Genomic DNA, 15,246 nt, shown 5'->3' on the forward strand with positions numbered 1-15,246 from the left:
CGCCTTCCTGCGGCTTTTCCTTTGCCGTGTCGGGGATGATGATCCCGCCAGCGGTCTTGGATTCGGATTCGACCCGGCGAACGACCACGCGGTCATGCAGCGGGCGGAACTTCGACTTTGCCATTTTCGGATTTTTCCCTGGTGCGCTGTTGAGGGGTTTTTGTTAGCACTCGCGATGGACGAGTGCTAACGCGATAGTGAGGTAGGCTGTAAGCGGGCACTCGTCAAGACGGACGAGGGCAGGCGAGGAGCTCTGGCCCCCTCCCCGGTGGAACCCAACGCATACGCGGCATCCGCGTTGATGGCTGCGAGCCCCACATTTCCATTGAATTCGGCGTCATGACGCCAACTTGCTCGCGCCGCTTCCAAGTCGTCAGTCGTGCTGCCGTCAGCACGAACATAGGGCTGCGCTTCACTTCCCGTCGAAGCCGCGGCAAGCAGCGTCGCCGTCAGCACGCTCCTTTGCAGATGCTTGCCAAAGGTGGACAGTGAGCGCACCTGCGCCGGGCTGTTGGTGCGAACGTAAGACGTCATTGACAACTCCTTTTTGCAAGTCGAGCCCCTTCTCCACCTTCGGCCGCCGTCGACGCGAAGAAGTCCGCATCGCGTTGAAGACGAGCTGCGAAAAAGAGAAAGATGTGTTTGATGGCTGCGGCCCCAACGGTGCCTTCAGATTTGAGATCACTTCCGCCGCGAGCGGCTGAAGCTCCTCGCAACGTCAAATCGAATCTGCTGCCAAGCCTCCAGGAAAGGAGAGCATTGCTCATCTCGCGCTTGTGCATGCAGTCAACCTTCGATCCGTGTTGCCACATCAAGAGCAAATGCCGTGCCAAAGCTCACTGGGAAGTGAACGCATGGCTCTCCCTGAAAACCTCACAAATCCAGCATGGTCAATTGTGCGGAACCCGACATGCGTCTTCTGCCACTGTCAGCTTTCGGACAGGCATGACGCGTTTCGCGCCGACCACCGGTCGATCGGTTTTGGGGCCGGTCTGTTCGCCTCATAAGAGCGCGTTACATTGCGTAGCGGTTTCCCGAGCGCCGCCACATGACACTGGACCTGCAGGTAGCACCGGCTTCTCATCCAGCCTTACTTTGGCCCCCTCGCGTATCAAATTCCCGCTGGCGAGCCCTGCTTTCATAGATCGCACCATGCCGGATGTCTGCTCTGGCGCCCGACCCGCTGGCACGATCTCGATCCGGCATAAGGGCGCAGCATCTTTGCAGGCCGTTTCATCCCGGCGTCCTGCTTGGCTGACAGACCGCACTTGGCGAGCGGTCTCCATGCTCTCTCCAAGGACCATCCCTGCGGCTGGCTTGTCGACCTATGGGCGGGTCCGGCCGCCCGAAACCCTCGCGCCATCAGCTTTTTTCCCCGCCGCCTGCGGCGGCTTCCTCGCGCCGCTTCGCTCACAAAAAAGCTGCCCGCTCGGGTCCTTCACTGTCGCTGCGGCCCTGTCGGATTCAGGCGGTCCTGACGCGCCCATTACGGTGCGCCATCGCAGGGGATGGTCCCCGGCGAAACCACAAAAGGAGACTTCGAAATGACCGCGATCGGTTACGTCAACAAGCAGGAAAACGGCGCCTACAAGGGCCAGTTCAAGACGCTCAGCGTCCGCGCCGACATCGATATCGTCCCCAACCAGGCCAAGAGCGCCGATAACCATCCCGACTTCCGGGTGCTTACGCAAGGGGTCGAAGTCGGCGCTGGCTGGATCCGCACCGGCGAGACTTCCGGCAAGGATTATGTGAGCCTGTCGATTGCAGCGCCGGAGTTCGGACCGCGCAAGCTCTACGCCAATCTCGGCCGAGCCGCCGGCCAGGACGATCACGACACCTACGCCATCATCTGGAACCCGGCCGACTGACCGGCCGAGATAAGAGCCTCGCGCCGCAGCCCCGGCGCGGGGCTCATTCCCAGGAGTTCCACCCAAACCCCGTCCGCCCTAAAGGGCGGCGAAAACTCTCCCCCGACTCTTCGCCCGTCCCCGAGACGATCTCCCTCGCCCATCCTCGCCCTCGCTTGTCCGAAGCGAAACGAGGATCATCATGGACGACGAAAACGAACGCGCGGCCCGCGCGAAAAAGGGCAGCCCGTTTCTCAGCACAGCCCAAGCCGCCTTCTATATCGGGCTCTCCCAGCGCACGCTCGAAAAGATGCGGCTCAAGGGCGGCGGCCCGAAATTCCGCAAGCACGGCCGCTATGTCCGCTATCACATCGACGAACTCGACCATTGGTCGAAAGGACACCCGCAGCACTCCATCGCCGGCGATGGCAAGGCCGGTTCCGGCCAGGGCGGCACGGGAGGCCGTTCATGAGGCGGCGCCCTTCCATCCATCTGATCGGCAGCCGCCTGAGGCGTGTTCGAGCCCGTAAGACGGTCGCCTTGGCCGCGGCCGGTCTCGGTCTTTTGGGCTTCACGGCGCTGGGAAAGCCCGCCCCTTGGCTGGTCTGGAACGCCTCGGCCAGCGCGCCGATCGGCCTTTACCGCATCGCTGCGGGAGCGCTGGCGCGTGGCGATCTCGTGCTCGTGCGCCCGCCTGAATACGCGGCGTATCTCGCCGCCGAGCGCAGCTATCTGCCTCGCAATGTGCCGCTGGCAAAACGTCTTGCAGCGCTGCCGGACGATAATGTCTGCGCCTTCAATGACGCCATCATCATCGGCGGCGACATCGTCGCGCGCCGGCTCAAAATCGACGCCGAAGGCCGACCTTTGCCATGGTGGAACGGCTGCCGAGCGCTCGGGGATAACGAGGTTTTCCTGCTCGGCAGCGACAAAAACCGCTCCTTCGACAGCCGCTATTTCGGGCCTGTTCCCACTCAAAATGTCATCGGGAGGCTCGTACCACTATGGACCGAGTGACCCTCCTCTTGTTGGGCATGATCGCCATTGCGCCATGCGCCTGTTCCGCCTCGACCGGCGCTGAGCCGGTCGCCATCTCCCAAAGTCCGCAGCTGCGAAAGTGGCAGACGTTGGTATCGGAAGCAAGCCGGCGCTTCCATATTCCCCAAGCCTGGATCTATGCCGTCATGGCTGCCGAAAGCGGCGGCAAGACAATGCGCGGCGGCCGCCCCATCACCTCCCCCGCTGGCGCCATGGGCCTCATGCAGGTGATGCCCGGCACCTATGAAGAGATGCGGGTCGAACACGGCCTTGGGCCTAACCCCCACGATCCGCGCGACAATATCCTGGCCGGCACGGCCTATCTCAGTGCCATGTATGACCGCTTCGGATTTCCTGGCCTGTTTGGCGCCTACAATGCCGGTCCCGAGCGCTACGACGAGCATTTGAAGCGTGGCAAACCGCTGCCAGAAGAGACCGTCGAGTACCTCGACCAACTCAAGGCGGCCGGAGTTTCGGCGGCCGACATCGAGGCGTTCGAAAGCCAATCTGTCGCTCCAAAGGCGCAAATCGCTCCTCTCGGACGGTCGCTGTTCTTCATTCATGACGGTGTTCACTCAGGCGTGCGAAACGGCGATCTCTTCGTGCCGCTCGGCAAGGACGGCGCGCAGCCGAAGGAGCCGGTGCGTTAGCCATGGCGGACGGGGGCGCGTCTGGCGGGGCTGGGCGCGGAAGGCAAGATAAAGGTACCGCCTCCAGGAGGCGGTTAAATCTTTGTCTGCACATCGTTTTTCCGGGAGGCTGCCGCCGGTGCCAAGAGGGTTTGACGTGTAAGTGTCTGATTTTGCTTGATATGTCTGGGAGGCTCGCATTAAGGATGACGAGTTCAGGCCGAAGCTCGGCAAAATCGGGTCGCGCGGCTCGAAGGCCGGCAAACGCTATGCCGGCCAGGTTCGTGCGGCGATCAACCGGGCTGGCGGCCGGCCGCAACGCGGTGGTCGCTTCACAGGAAGCCGGACAGGGCGCGGCGGGGCGGCCGCCGCACTGCTGAAATCGCGCGACCGGTATGCCGCCTTCCGCCAGCGCCGGGTGATCGTCAAGGCGCGGGTCGTCAAGCTCGCCGGCAAGGGCGCGGACGGGGCGCGTGCCCATCTACGCTATCTTCAGCGCGACGGGGTCACCCGCGAAGGTGAACCTGGCGAGCTCTACGGCGCCGACAGCGGCCGCGTCGACGGCAAGGCGTTCATCGATCGCGCGGACGGCGACCGCCATCAGTTCCGCTTCATCGTCGCTGCCGAAGACGGCATCGAGTACGACGACCTCAAGGCGCTGACGCGGCGGCTCATGGCGCAGATGCAGGAAGACCTCGGCACGAAGCTCGACTGGGTCGCGGTCGATCATTTCAACACCGGCCACCCGCACAGCCACATCATCGTCCGTGGCAGGGACGACCGTGGCGAGAACCTGGTCATCGCGCGCGAATATATCTCATCTGGCATCCGCGAGCGGGCGGCCGAGCTGGTCAGCCTCGATCTCGGTCCGCGAACCGACCGCGAGATTGAGCTTCGCCTGCGCCGGGAAATGGAGCAGGAACGCTTCACCAGCATCGACCGTCGGCTGCTCAGCATGCGTGATGATGACGGCCTGGTCTCGCCGGGCGGTCCCGACGCCATTCGCCAGACGCTGCACCAGGGACGGCTGCGCAAGCTCGAGCGGATGGGTCTGGCCGCGGAGGTCGGCGCTGGCTCCTGGCGCCTCGACGATGAGCTCGAAGCCACGCTGCGCCGCACCGGCGAACGCGGCGACATCATCAAGACCATGCACCGCGAACTGACCGGCAAGGGGCTTGCCCGCAGGGCCGCCGACTGGGTGATCCACGATCGATCCGGCGAGCCCGTCCAGTCTCTCGTCGGTCGCGTTGTCGCGCGTGGACTGGCCGACGAGATCAATGACCGCCATTACATGATCGTCGACGCCGTCGACGGTAAGAGCCATTGGATCAACATCGGTAGAGGCGAGGCGATGGAAACGATGCCTAATGGCTGCATCGTGCGTGTCGCGCCAAGGAACACCGAGCCGAGGCAGGTCGATCGTACCATCGCCGAAATCGCCGCCGCGCATGGCGGCCGTTACGACGTCGATATGCACCTGAAGCATGACCCATCCGCCACCGAGAGCTTTGCGCGAACGCATGTGCGGCGGCTGGAGGCGATCCGCCGCGCGACCGGCGGCGTTGAGCGAGAGCCGAACGGCACCTGGCTCATCGCGCCGGACCATCTCGATCGCGTCGCGAATTATGAGGGCCAGCGGGCCAGGGCCGAGCCTGTCGTTGCCGACAAGCTCTCCTCAATGGCGCTGGAGCGACAGGTCAGCTTCAACGGCGCCACCTGGCTCGACCGGGAGCTGGTTGCCGATAGACCCGAGCCTTTGCACGGATCCGGCTTCGGCCGCGACGTGAGAGAGGCGCAAGCTCGCCGGCGGCAGTGGCTGATCGCGCAAGGCCTCGCGCATAAAGAACAGGATGGGATCGTCTATCGAGCCAACATGCTTTCGATCCTGCGCCAGCGAGAACTGAACCGTGTTGCTGGCCAACTGTCGGAGGAACTTGGCCTGCCCTATGCCGAAGCGCGATTCGGAGGACGAGTAGAGGGTACGCTCCGCCGCTCCGTCGAGCTTGCCAGCGGAAAATATGCCGTCGTTGAAAAGTCGCGCGAGTTCACGCTGGTGCCATGGCGGCCGGTGCTTGAGCGCCATGTGGGCAAGGAGGTCTCCGGTGTCGTGAGTGGGGAGGGGATTTCATGGACCGTCGGCCGGCAAAGGAGCGGACCTGGTGTTTCGTGAGATGGTGTACAGCTTTTTAGCCAGCGGCGCGGGCAGCCATGCGAGCCCGCGTAGACCTTATGGCCGCACGCCCGCAATCGGTCGCATGGACCTGCCAGGCGGGGCGGCTTTGGAGCGTTCGGACCCGACACGCTGCGTGAGTGGCCAGACTTCGAGCGCTCGAAGATGCGGACTGTTGTCTGCTGGCCGGCGTTATTCCGGCTGGCCTATGACCGCGGCGCAACAGTTCACCGCTGAAGTTGCCACGGGCGAACATCGACAAGAGAAAAAACACCATTGCGCGTTACAAATCGCCGTTGAAAGCGTTTAGGTTGCATGCGCTTCGCCAAGTAAACGGATACCCCAGAAGAGAGCCATGACCACGGCCCGCCATATCGTGACGCTGCTTAAAAGCCACATTGCCGGCGACGAGGATCGTTTCCTCTCTATCGCGATGCAGCTTGCTGCGCATGAGGCACGTCAAGGCCATGGCAAGCTTGCTCAGGAGCTCAAGGATCTGGTCGACGCAGCCAAGAGCAGGGACGCCCGGATTGCCAAGAGCAGTCGGCCGGTTCCCCTTTTTCAGCCAAAGGGCGAACTCGCAGGCCTCCTGCATGTGCGCTATCCGGACCTGCGACTGACGGACATGATTTTGCCGGACAGTCTGCGCTCGCGCCTGCACCGCGTGCTGGGAGAGCAGCGCCAACAAGCAAGCTTGCGCGAGCACGGGCTTGTTCCCCGTCGCAAACTGCTTCTGGTCGGCCCGCCAGGATCAGGCAAGACGATGACCGCATCGGCATTGGCCGGGGAGCTTCATCTGCCCCTTTTCATGATCGTCCTCGATGGTTTGATCACCAAGTTCATGGGAGAGACTGCCGGAAAGCTGCGGCTTGTTTTTGATGCAATGCAGGCGACGCGGGGCGTCTACTTCTTTGACGAATTCGATGCCATCGGCGCGCGTCGAGGCGAACGCCAGGATGTTGGCGAGATTCGGCGCGTGCTGAATTCGTTTCTGCAGTTTCTCGAGCAAGACGACAGCCACAGCCTGATTATTGCGGCAACAAATCATCCCGAGCTGCTCGACAGAGCTTTGTTCCGCCGTTTCGACGATGTCATCGAATACGCCGTGCCCGATCGGCCGATTATCGAGGCGCTGCTTCGGGCTCGACTCGACCGCTTCGACACCAGAGGGCTTGCCTGGAACGAGGCGATCTCTCAGGCAGAGAGACTGTCGCAGGCCGAGATCACCCGCGCGGCCGACGACGCTGCAAAAACCATCATATTGCGGGGGGGGAAGCGGATCACCTCGGAAGCGCTCATCGACGCTCTGAAGGAACGCCGGCAGGCTTCGCTGTCTGAGTAGCGACAGCACAGATCATAATGGCAGACGATTTTCCGCGCGACCGCGCCCATATCCACCTTCGCAACAACGGCATTCGGGAAGCCTATCGGCGGCCCAACCAACTTATACATGCACCGCCGCTGCCGGCGCGTGATCGGGCGTCGCATGCTGCGGCCTTGACGCAATCCATCGAACAAGCGGTCGAAAGTGCACGCCAGCAGATTGCGGCGCGTGACCCCCAGCTGTCGGTCGGCACGCCTGGCTTTTACCTCGAGATCGATCTGCCCATGTCCGGACGGGCGGCCCTCGACCAGTTGGCCGATCGTCGCCAGCACATGGAGCTGGTCGCCGTCCATGAGCCAACTCAACCCGGTGCTCCCATCACAGCGTCGGTGTTCCTGCCGCAAAGCGCGCAAGCCTATTATTTGCGGAAAGTCGAGGCGTATCGAGACGTTGACACTGACCGCGGCAGACCGCGCAACGAGCCGCTCGTCTCCCGCATGGAGACAGTCAGGCTGGCGACTGCACGATCGTTGTTTACCGACCACGACGACCTCTTCCCCCAGGCCGCTGACGAGCAGGTGTGGTGGGAAGTCTGGCTGCGCGACGGTCGCCGCGAGAACTTCGAGCACATTGCCGAAGCCCTGAACATCACTTTGCGCACGCATGCGGTCAGGTTTCCGGAGCGGGTGGTCATGCTGGCACTCGCCAGCACGGCAATGCTCGACCGCATGATTGCGCACAGCGATGTCGTCGCCGAGCTGCGGCGCGCGAAGGATACGCCGTCCTTCTTCATGGGCCTTGGCGGCGCGGAGCAAAGGGACTGGAGCGACGAGCTTCTCGGGCGCGTCAGACCGCCTCAATCCGATATTGCGGTCTGCATTCTCGACAGCGGCGTACGTCGCACCCACCCGTTGATCGAACCCGCACTTGCCGTTGAAGACTGGCACACCGTCAAACCGGCATGGGGCAGCGACGACACACCTGCGTGGAGCGGCCACGGGACGCGAATGGCAGGTGTCGGCCTGTACGGTGATCTGGTCCCGCTCCTGGTCGGAGGCGATCCAGTTCCATTGCCCTTTCGGCTGGAGAGTGTCCGTATCCTTCCGCCAGAAGACGAGGCAAACGATCCAGAACTCTATGGCTCGATCACCGCGGAAGCGATCGCCCGCGCCGAGGTGCAGGCGCCGGAGCGCCGCCGCGCGATCGCAATGGCTGTGACAAGCGCCAGTCCGGCGCGTGGAAGGCCCACATCGTGGTCTGCCGCTATCGACCAACTCTGTTTCGAAGAGGAGCAGCGACGCTTGATCGTTCTCTCTGCCGGCAACATCGGCGATGACCTCATGCCGGCCGAGCATTTGACGCGCAACGATCTGGAAGCAGTCGATGATCCTTCTCAGGCCTGGAATGCGCTGACGGTCGGCGCTTTCACAGAAAAGGTCGATATCATTGACACCGACTTTGCGGGCTACGCTCCGATCGCGCCGGTCGGCGAGCTCTCGCCGCGCAGTCGCACTTCGGTCGTTTGGGACAGGCAGTGGCCGGTGAAGCCCGAGGTCGTCTTCGAAGGCGGCAATCTCGCCCATGACGGTGTGTTGCCTGGCGAGCCGATCGACGATCTGCAGATATTGACCACTTTCTATCGACCCGAACTGCGCCACTTCACCACCCTCGGAGATACGAGCGCGGCAACGGCCCATGCCGCACGGATGGCGGGACTAATTCTATCAGCGCGCCCCGAGCTGTGGCCTGAAACGGTTCGCGCCCTGATCGTCCACTCGGCCGAATGGACTCCGGCGATGCGCGCACGCATCGATGCGTGCAACGGAGCGAAGGGCGAGATCCAGGCGCTCGTGCGGCGCTATGGTTACGGCGTGCCAGATCTTGGGCGCGCGCTTCTGTCAACGGTGAACGACCTCACGCTTATCGTTGAAGATGAGCTTCAGCCTTTCCAGCGCGAGGGCGGCGCGGCTGCCAAAACGCGTGACATGAAGCTGCATCGCCTGCCTTGGCCGAAGGAGCAGCTCGCGGCGCTCGGCGCTGCCCAGGTCGAGCTCCGCGTCACGCTGTCCTATTTCATCGAACCCAACCCCGGTGAACGCGGATGGACCCGCCGGCATCGTTACGCGTCCCATGGTCTTCGGTTCAGAGTAAAGTCAGCGACCGAGACAGTCGACGAATTCCGAGCCCGCATCAATCAGGCCGCTCGGGACGAGGAGGAAGGGGCGCCTGCTGGAGGCGGAGAAGAGTGGCTGCTCGGCACCTTCCGCGATCGCGGCTCGTTGCACGCCGATTTCTGGTCGGGCAGCGCCGCCGATCTCGCCGAGCGTGATGCGATCGGCGTGTTCCCGGTCGGGGGCTGGTGGAAGGAGAAGCCTTACCTGGAACGCGTCGACGCTCTGGCTCGGTACGCCCTGATTGTGACGATGCGGGCGCCTGGGGTCGATGTTGACATCTTCACACCCGTCGAAGCAGCCCTGACTGTCGAGACGTCGGTCGAGACCTGATGCAGCACTGTCCAAATCGGCCAACAACGGAGGTTTGACCAGCCTCTGGTGCCATGGCGGCTGGTGCTGGATCATCACGTCGGCAACAGGGATCATGCGCGGAGGACGATAGGCCGGCAAAGGAGCGGGCCAAGCGTGTGATAATGGCGCCCATGGTCACGCCCACAAGCCGCGCCCCCTGCGTCTACGGAGAGGTGCGCGTCTGTTTAGGCGGCCGAGACATCGCTTACCTGATCAACGCGCTCGCCGTATTTGCGCCTGTAAGCGGCAATGAAATCGTCGTCGCTACAGATGCAGCGGCCGCTGGAGTCCTTGGCCTTCGGATCGTGCAAGTGAGAGCCAAGGGGGCGCAGAAGATTCACCCGAGTGCTCGTCGTCGGGCTCATGGGAAACCCCGCACTATGTTTGACCAAATCCGCGGCAAGCATAATCCCGGCAAGCACCGACTGAAAGGCCATCGGAACCACAGTTCGAACGCGGCGACTTCCTTCGCTAAGCTGGAACACCAGACCGCCGCAGATAGCCTGCTGATAAAAGGAGCGCAGGGGCTGGCCGACAAACGGGGCTAGCGGTTCAAACGGCACAGCCATCGCTGTAGCCACGCGAACTACAAAGTCGTTGGGAACTCCGGCATTGGTCTGCAGGAGCGTTTTCACCTGCTCGTGTGCTTCCGGTATTCCGAGTTCCTCGGCAATCAGCTGGTGCTCGTCCTTGGATTTTCCGGATGGCAGGTACATGCAACAAAGGCAAGCCTGGCCGTCATCGAAACCATGCCGGGAGATACCGAGATCGTGCTCCTGCGTCCAAGCGTTTGCGATCCATCGCGGCAGTGCACCTTGGACAGCCAGACGGTCGGCGGCGGTGTCAAGCGCCACACCCACTTGGTCGAAGACCCAATTGCCCCGGCGCGCAACATATTCTGCCCACGTCAGAGGGTGCGCCTCGACCTCAAGGGCAGTCGATCTAAGGGCGGTGGCTGCAAGAACCGCTTTGGACATACCAATCTCCGCCTGGCCAGCCAATGCGTAGCGCTGCAGGTTTGAGAGTTCGATCGCTTCGTGATCGATTACATGCAGACGACCTTTGAGATCGGGTTGTCTCGCTAGCGCCCAAAGCGAGCCATGGCCTATCGCACCGAGCCCAACGAGGTGGGTTTCGCCAAGGTCGACTGGGAAGTCGATCGGGCCAGGCTCTCCGGCTTTGGTCTTGTCGTAGCTGCATAGCGAGAGGTCGATGGTTTCGTCCAACTCGGCGCCGGTCAACTGGGCAGCGAAGATAGTTCGAAAGACGTTGGCGGCGCCGAAGCAACTGGCGGCGCCAGCTCCATAAGGCAGCAGACTTGGGCCAGAGCCCACCGGGTCCGTACGCGACAGCTTTGCCGCCCAACCGTCCGATCCCACGAAAAAGATCGGGCACCGGAGTGATGGGCGCGTTACCCCTGCAACGACGCAGACGGTGGCAGACTTGCCGGAACGCCGGATGCCGACTTTTGGATTGATCGACTTTGCCAAGCGCTCCAGCGCTTGGGCTTGAGAGCTCGCCGCGCTGTCCAGCGGGAGTATCGCCAGAACCGGGTAGAGCCTAGCGAGCAATCTCACCGCAAGATCTAGTGTCGCCTGGCCTTCGGCGCAGGAAGCGGCCTGATGGTCGAAGGCGACTGCCACGACCTGCTTTTCAAGAGCTGCTTTGAAGTCTCCCAGATGAAAATCGGCCAGGACCTGAGATGCCGCCGTGGCGGCGCGATCGATGAAGTTAGCGAATGCCATTGTTCAACTCGATATCATGATCATTCGCGACAGTGCCGCGGGAGGGAGCGCATTCCATTTGGCCTTTTCGTCAAGCCGATAGGCGGCGACCCGAGCAAAATCGAAAGGCTCGCGGGCGAAATTCGGCACTACCAGCGACAGACACCCAACCGTGGTAGCAACCGCATAAGCGTCGTCCGTCGTCGAATGGTAGGCGCGGCCCGGATGGCTGTGAATCTGGGCCAAGAGTTTCAGGCCGCTTTTGTAGAGCCAGACATTGAGCCGGTGCAGTTCTTCGGCCGCAACGATCACGCAAACGCCATCGTTTGTCCGAATGTGACGCTGCGCCGGGATAACCGTCTCTGTTACGGCAAAGTGCCGCTCTTGCTGAACGCCGACCCAGAGCGCCATCCCCTCATTGCCCTCGCGACCAACTGAGCGCAGATGCCCATGCGTGGTCGAGATGCAGCCGCGCGGGAGAGTCACGATCGTTACATCTCTCAAACCAGTCATTCTTGTATCGCCTGAGGGGATACCACCATTCCTACGATTGTCGGTTGGAGTTGAATCTGCAACTGCTCTATAGGAACGATTCCGTACTTGATGATCTTGTCCAGGATGAAGGCCAAACAGCCTTCGCCAGAACCCCGATGAAGCAGCCATGGATCACCTGAATGGGCTGGATTGTCGTGGTATTCCCGGACGCCCGCCATGCACAGGAATGGTTCGTCCTCGGGACTGTTGGCCTGGATGAAGTCCGTCAGCGGCACGGCGTTCTGCTGGATGAGAGCTCCTATCATCTCCGGCGGCGTTCCGGGCAGCGGCGGACGTCTAAGCATTTTCAGGTATAGATCTTTCCGGGCAATCGGATGACGCGTAAACGGATCGACGAAGACCACGGACGGTGGTCTTAAGTCGTAGTCGGTGAAGTCGACCTCGCTCGCTGCGCTGACCACCCGTGGCTTTAACTTGGGGCTGGCGAAAATGAAGAAAGCGCGCGGAAAGGTCGCCTCGATCAAGAAGCAGCCCTGAGCCCGATAGACATCAGCATATGGCCGGAACCGGCCGATCTCCCGATCAAACTTCGCTCGGGAGACCTCCGGATCCACACTTTGGTGTTTAGGCACCTGCGACGCCCGCCTTCAGGCTGAGGAACAGGGTCACAGTATTCGGGAAACCGAAGTCGCCAAGCTTCTTGTCGACATCGAGCAAGTTGCCGGCCTCATCCTTGAATTCCCAATTCTCGGCTGGTTGGGCGACATTCTGCGTGTTCTCAAGGGCTTTGGTACGAATGACGTGAAGCGGCTGGTTGGGATTGGCTTCGACCTGCGTGGGCTGGCCGTTCACCACCACCGTGATCTCGATCTTGCCCGGTCCGCCGCCGTGATTATCGCCCTTACCCGAATCCTTCGACATTGTCCTACTCCTGTGGCTTGCCAACCGCCCCACGCCCTGGCGCCCACCTGCGAGTGAGACCGGCGGTCTTCAATCGTTCACCCGGCGCCACGGCCGCGAGTACGCGAAAGACAGGGGATAAGCTACCGAATCGGTGCTTGCCTTCTTTTATGGGTGACTTGAGCCGCAAGTAAATGGTCTCAAATTGCTCCTCACAACTATAATCGATTAGAGCAATGCAAAAATATTGGCGACACGCCTATTCATCTGCTCTCTCACTCGCCTGCTCCGTGCTTGGCAAGGGGAGCTTTGACTGCGTCACGCGTCCCCCAAGCAGCCGATTGCGCCGGCAGCGCCGTAGGAACCGTCGTTCAGAGTCTTCACCACTCAAGCAGCCGCATGGATGCAGCCGACGCTCGTCTCCACAAACAGCGCAAGTGGTGCCTTGTTGGATAAGGTCGCCTCGTCCCTGGTGCAGCATCTGTCGGAACGGGTCCGCTGCGAGACCATGCCTCATCATCGCGCATGCGCAGCAGCCGGCGGTCGATGCTCGTAAGGCGTTCTGCTCATTTCGTGGCGAAGGCGCTGCTCGACTCGCGGACATATGCGGGCACCGAGGCGGAGGCTGACCAGTCGGCGCCGCGTTCGCGGATGTCGCTTGCAATGTGCTCGCGTGCGTTTGCCGCCGGCGACCTTGCCGTCCTCGCCTGCTATGGCGAGCCGGCGCAAGCGGATTGCTCGATACTGCCGGCGAGGCTGCGGGCCGGTCCTAACGGCCGTTCACAAGAGCTTGCATCAGCAACTGGCAATCGGATCGATAACTTCGCGATCGCCGTTATGGCGCGGAGATGCGGTCTCGCCGGGTTGTGGCTGGCGCTTCGTTGTGGGCGGCGCGTCGTAGCCGAGGGAGCAGGGGCGGCGCCATGATCCAGACCGAACGCGCGCTGCAGCAGGTGCTTGAGTGGGGGCGTGCCCTGACCGGTTTCGCGGATGAGCATGCTGAGGAAGCGGTAAGGGGCGGCCAGTATATCCTGCAACGCATTCACCCGAGCCTGCGCGACACCAGCGCCCGCACCGGCCGCGATCCGCAGGACGAAACGCTGATCGTGGCGTTCTATCGCGAACTGGCGCTGCTGTTCTGGCTAGACGATTGCAACGACGTTGGCCTGATCGCGCCGGAGCAGCTCGCCGCCCTGGAGCAGGCGCTGGGGCACGGCGTACCGTGCGTGCTCTCCGGATTCGAGGGCTGCGCTCAGCTGCGCGCTTCGCTGGCTGCGCTCGCTTACGATCGTCACGACTATGCTCGGCTTCTCGACTATACCCGGTGCTACTGCGCGGCGCTGCGCGCCGGACACGCGCAGGCGGCAGGGGCGCGACGCTGGTCTTACGCCGAGTACCTGCACAACGGCATCGATTCGATCGCTTACGGGACCGTGTTCTGTTGCCTGTCGCTGCTGTGGGGGCTGGACATGGCGACCTTGCGCGCGCGTCCAGCGTTTCGCCAGGTCCTGCGGCTCATCTCAGTGATAGGGCGCCTGCAGAACGATCTGCATGGACGCGACAAGGACAGGTCGGCCGGCGATAACGCGGCGATCCTGCTTCTGCAGCGCTATCCGGCTATGCCTGTGGTTGAGTTCCTCAACGACGAGTTGGCCGGCCATACGCGCATGCTGCACCGGGTGATGGCGGAAGAATGCTTTCCCGCGCCGTGGGGACCGTTGATCGAGGCGATGGCGGCGATCCGCGCGCAGTACTACCAGACTTCGACCAGCCGCTATCGCAGCGACGCTGCAGGGGGAGGCCAGCGTGCGTCGGCCTGGACGCGCCGGAGGCGGCGGCTTGGGCGCGCTGCCGTCGGTTCGATCCGACGCAACGCCGTCGCCCGCTGCTACGGATGGAGCGAGCATGAGCGACACCGCCCTGAGCCGGGGAAGGACGAACATCTGGACATCGTGCTGGATCGGCGAACGGCGCCGGCCACGGTGGCCGCTGGCTGGGAGTACATCCATCTCGAACACTGCGCACTGCCCGAGTTGGACCTGACGCAGATCGACCTGCGCGCCTCGCTGCTGGGCAAGGCTATGCGCGCGCCGCTGCTGATCAGCTCTATGGCCGGCGGCATGCCACGGGCCGAGGCCATCAACCGGCATTTGAGCGAGGCAGCGCAAGCCTTGGGGATCGCCATGTGCGGTTCGCAGCGTGTGAGCCTGCAATCCCGCAACTCCCAGGGGCTAACGCGCGCGCTGCGCCGCCTGGCGCCAGACATTCCCTTGCTGGCCAATATCGGCGCCGCGCAACTGCGGGAGGCCGACGGCCTGGACCTGGCGCGTCGCGCGGTGGACGCGCTGGAGGCCGATGGGCTCATCGTCCATCTCAATCCGCTGCAGGAAGCGGTACAGCCGGAGGGCGACCGCGAACTGGCGCGGCGTCCTGGCGCTGATCGCTGGCGCCGCGCGCATCGTGGGCGTGCCGATGGTGGCCAAGGAAGTGGGGGCGGGCCTGTCCGCCTCGGTGCCTGTGCGCTCGTCGAGGCGGGCGTGGCGGTAATCGATGTCGCCGGCGCCGGCGGCACCAGTTGGGCCGCAGTGGAGGGC

The 15,246-nt window shown here is 62.9% G+C and carries 11 protein-coding genes and 3 pseudogenes; 9 read left to right on the forward strand and 5 right to left on the reverse strand.

The annotated features are described in order from the left end of the window. A pseudogene (locus tag EN949_RS23500) lies at positions 1-124 on the reverse strand (co-chaperone GroES); the annotation flags it as partial. A 1,420-nt stretch (positions 125-1,544) separates the two neighbouring features. On the opposite strand from EN949_RS23500, the gene EN949_RS23510 reads away from it, so the two are divergent. From EN949_RS23510 to EN949_RS23540, 7 genes are all read left to right on the forward strand, one after another. Continuing rightward, positions 1,545-1,868, forward strand: a complete 324-nt coding sequence (locus tag EN949_RS23510; RefSeq protein WP_024505644.1) for a DUF736 domain-containing protein — start codon at positions 1,545-1,547, stop codon at positions 1,866-1,868. A 181-nt stretch (positions 1,869-2,049) separates the two neighbouring features. Continuing rightward, the gene (locus EN949_RS23515; RefSeq protein WP_024505645.1) at positions 2,050-2,319 is read left to right on the forward strand and encodes a helix-turn-helix domain-containing protein; all 270 of its coding nucleotides are present in this window, start codon (positions 2,050-2,052) and stop codon (positions 2,317-2,319) included. Next, positions 2,316-2,864, forward strand: coding sequence for a S26 family signal peptidase (locus tag EN949_RS23520; RefSeq protein WP_024505646.1), 549 nt, complete (start codon positions 2,316-2,318; stop codon positions 2,862-2,864). The genes EN949_RS23515 and EN949_RS23520 overlap by 4 nt, the downstream gene beginning before the upstream one ends. Next, positions 2,852-3,535 carry a lytic transglycosylase domain-containing protein gene (locus tag EN949_RS23525; protein ID WP_024505647.1) on the forward strand — a complete coding sequence of 228 codons (684 nt, stop codon included), beginning with the start codon at positions 2,852-2,854 and terminating at the stop codon, positions 3,533-3,535. Before EN949_RS23520 ends, EN949_RS23525 begins: the two co-directional genes overlap by 13 nt. Before the next feature lie 178 nt (positions 3,536-3,713). Beyond that, positions 3,714-5,684, forward strand: coding sequence for a relaxase/mobilization nuclease RlxS (rlxS, locus tag EN949_RS23530; RefSeq protein ID WP_063169238.1), 1,971 nt, complete (start codon positions 3,714-3,716; stop codon positions 5,682-5,684). A 355-nt stretch (positions 5,685-6,039) separates the two neighbouring features. Continuing rightward, positions 6,040-7,026 (forward strand): ATP-binding protein, encoded by a 987-nt coding sequence (locus tag EN949_RS23535; protein WP_024505649.1) that lies wholly within the window; start codon positions 6,040-6,042, stop codon positions 7,024-7,026. A gap of 17 nt (positions 7,027-7,043) precedes the next feature. After that, a complete protein-coding gene (locus tag EN949_RS23540) occupies positions 7,044-9,512 on the forward strand; it encodes a S8 family peptidase (protein WP_063169237.1) in 2,469 nt (822 codons plus the stop codon). A gap of 206 nt (positions 9,513-9,718) precedes the next feature. Here the strand turns inward: EN949_RS23540 and EN949_RS23545 are convergent, their stop codons facing one another. The 4 genes from EN949_RS23545 to EN949_RS23560 are packed head-to-tail and all read right to left on the reverse strand — an operon-like array spanning position 9,719 to position 12,673. After that, positions 9,719-11,278, reverse strand: coding sequence for an E2 ligase fold family C protein (locus EN949_RS23545; RefSeq protein WP_024505651.1), 1,560 nt, complete (start codon positions 11,276-11,278; stop codon positions 9,719-9,721). A gap of 3 nt (positions 11,279-11,281) precedes the next feature. Then, positions 11,282-11,770, reverse strand: coding sequence for a Mov34/MPN/PAD-1 family protein (locus tag EN949_RS23550; protein WP_024505652.1), 489 nt, complete (start codon positions 11,768-11,770; stop codon positions 11,282-11,284). Next, entirely contained in the window at positions 11,767-12,384 is a 618-nt protein-coding gene (locus EN949_RS23555; protein WP_024505653.1) for a putative metal-binding protein, read from the reverse strand. The genes EN949_RS23550 and EN949_RS23555 overlap by 4 nt, the downstream gene beginning before the upstream one ends. After that, entirely contained in the window at positions 12,377-12,673 is a 297-nt protein-coding gene (locus tag EN949_RS23560) for a DUF2604 domain-containing protein (RefSeq protein WP_024505654.1), read from the reverse strand. Before EN949_RS23560 ends, EN949_RS23555 begins: the two co-directional genes overlap by 8 nt. Positions 12,674-13,575: 902 nt before the next feature. Here EN949_RS23560 and EN949_RS23570 point away from each other — a divergent pair. Together EN949_RS23570 and EN949_RS23575 are read left to right on the forward strand one after the other, a co-directional pair. Beyond that, positions 13,576-14,469 (forward strand): annotated as a pseudogene (locus EN949_RS23570) (hypothetical protein); the annotation flags it as partial. An 88-nt stretch (positions 14,470-14,557) separates the two neighbouring features. Continuing rightward, positions 14,558-15,246, forward strand: a pseudogene (locus EN949_RS23575) (type 2 isopentenyl-diphosphate Delta-isomerase); the annotation flags it as partial.

Origin of the sequence: Mesorhizobium sp. M7A.F.Ca.US.007.01.2.1, assembly GCF_003998165.1 — a bacterium.
GTDB lineage: Bacteria > Pseudomonadota > Alphaproteobacteria > Rhizobiales > Rhizobiaceae > Mesorhizobium > Mesorhizobium ciceri.

What these genes read in the sequence shown, in the direction of transcription:
- EN949_RS23550 (WP_024505652.1), bottom strand. Translation starts at nt 11,770, where the DNA reads ATGACTGGTTTGAGAGATGTAACGATCGTGACTCTCCCGCGCGGCTGC.
- EN949_RS23535 (WP_024505649.1), top strand. Translation starts at nt 6,040, where the DNA reads ATGACCACGGCCCGCCATATCGTGACGCTGCTTAAAAGCCACATTGCC.
- EN949_RS23545 (WP_024505651.1), bottom strand. Translation starts at nt 11,278, where the DNA reads ATGGCATTCGCTAACTTCATCGATCGCGCCGCCACGGCGGCATCTCAG.
- EN949_RS23560 (WP_024505654.1), bottom strand. Translation starts at nt 12,673, where the DNA reads ATGTCGAAGGATTCGGGTAAGGGCGATAATCACGGCGGCGGACCGGGC.
- EN949_RS23525 (WP_024505647.1), top strand. Translation starts at nt 2,852, where the DNA reads ATGGACCGAGTGACCCTCCTCTTGTTGGGCATGATCGCCATTGCGCCA.
- EN949_RS23510 (WP_024505644.1), top strand. Translation starts at nt 1,545, where the DNA reads ATGACCGCGATCGGTTACGTCAACAAGCAGGAAAACGGCGCCTACAAG.
- EN949_RS23515 (WP_024505645.1), top strand. Translation starts at nt 2,050, where the DNA reads ATGGACGACGAAAACGAACGCGCGGCCCGCGCGAAAAAGGGCAGCCCG.
- EN949_RS23540 (WP_063169237.1), top strand. Translation starts at nt 7,044, where the DNA reads ATGGCAGACGATTTTCCGCGCGACCGCGCCCATATCCACCTTCGCAAC.
- EN949_RS23520 (WP_024505646.1), top strand. Translation starts at nt 2,316, where the DNA reads ATGAGGCGGCGCCCTTCCATCCATCTGATCGGCAGCCGCCTGAGGCGT.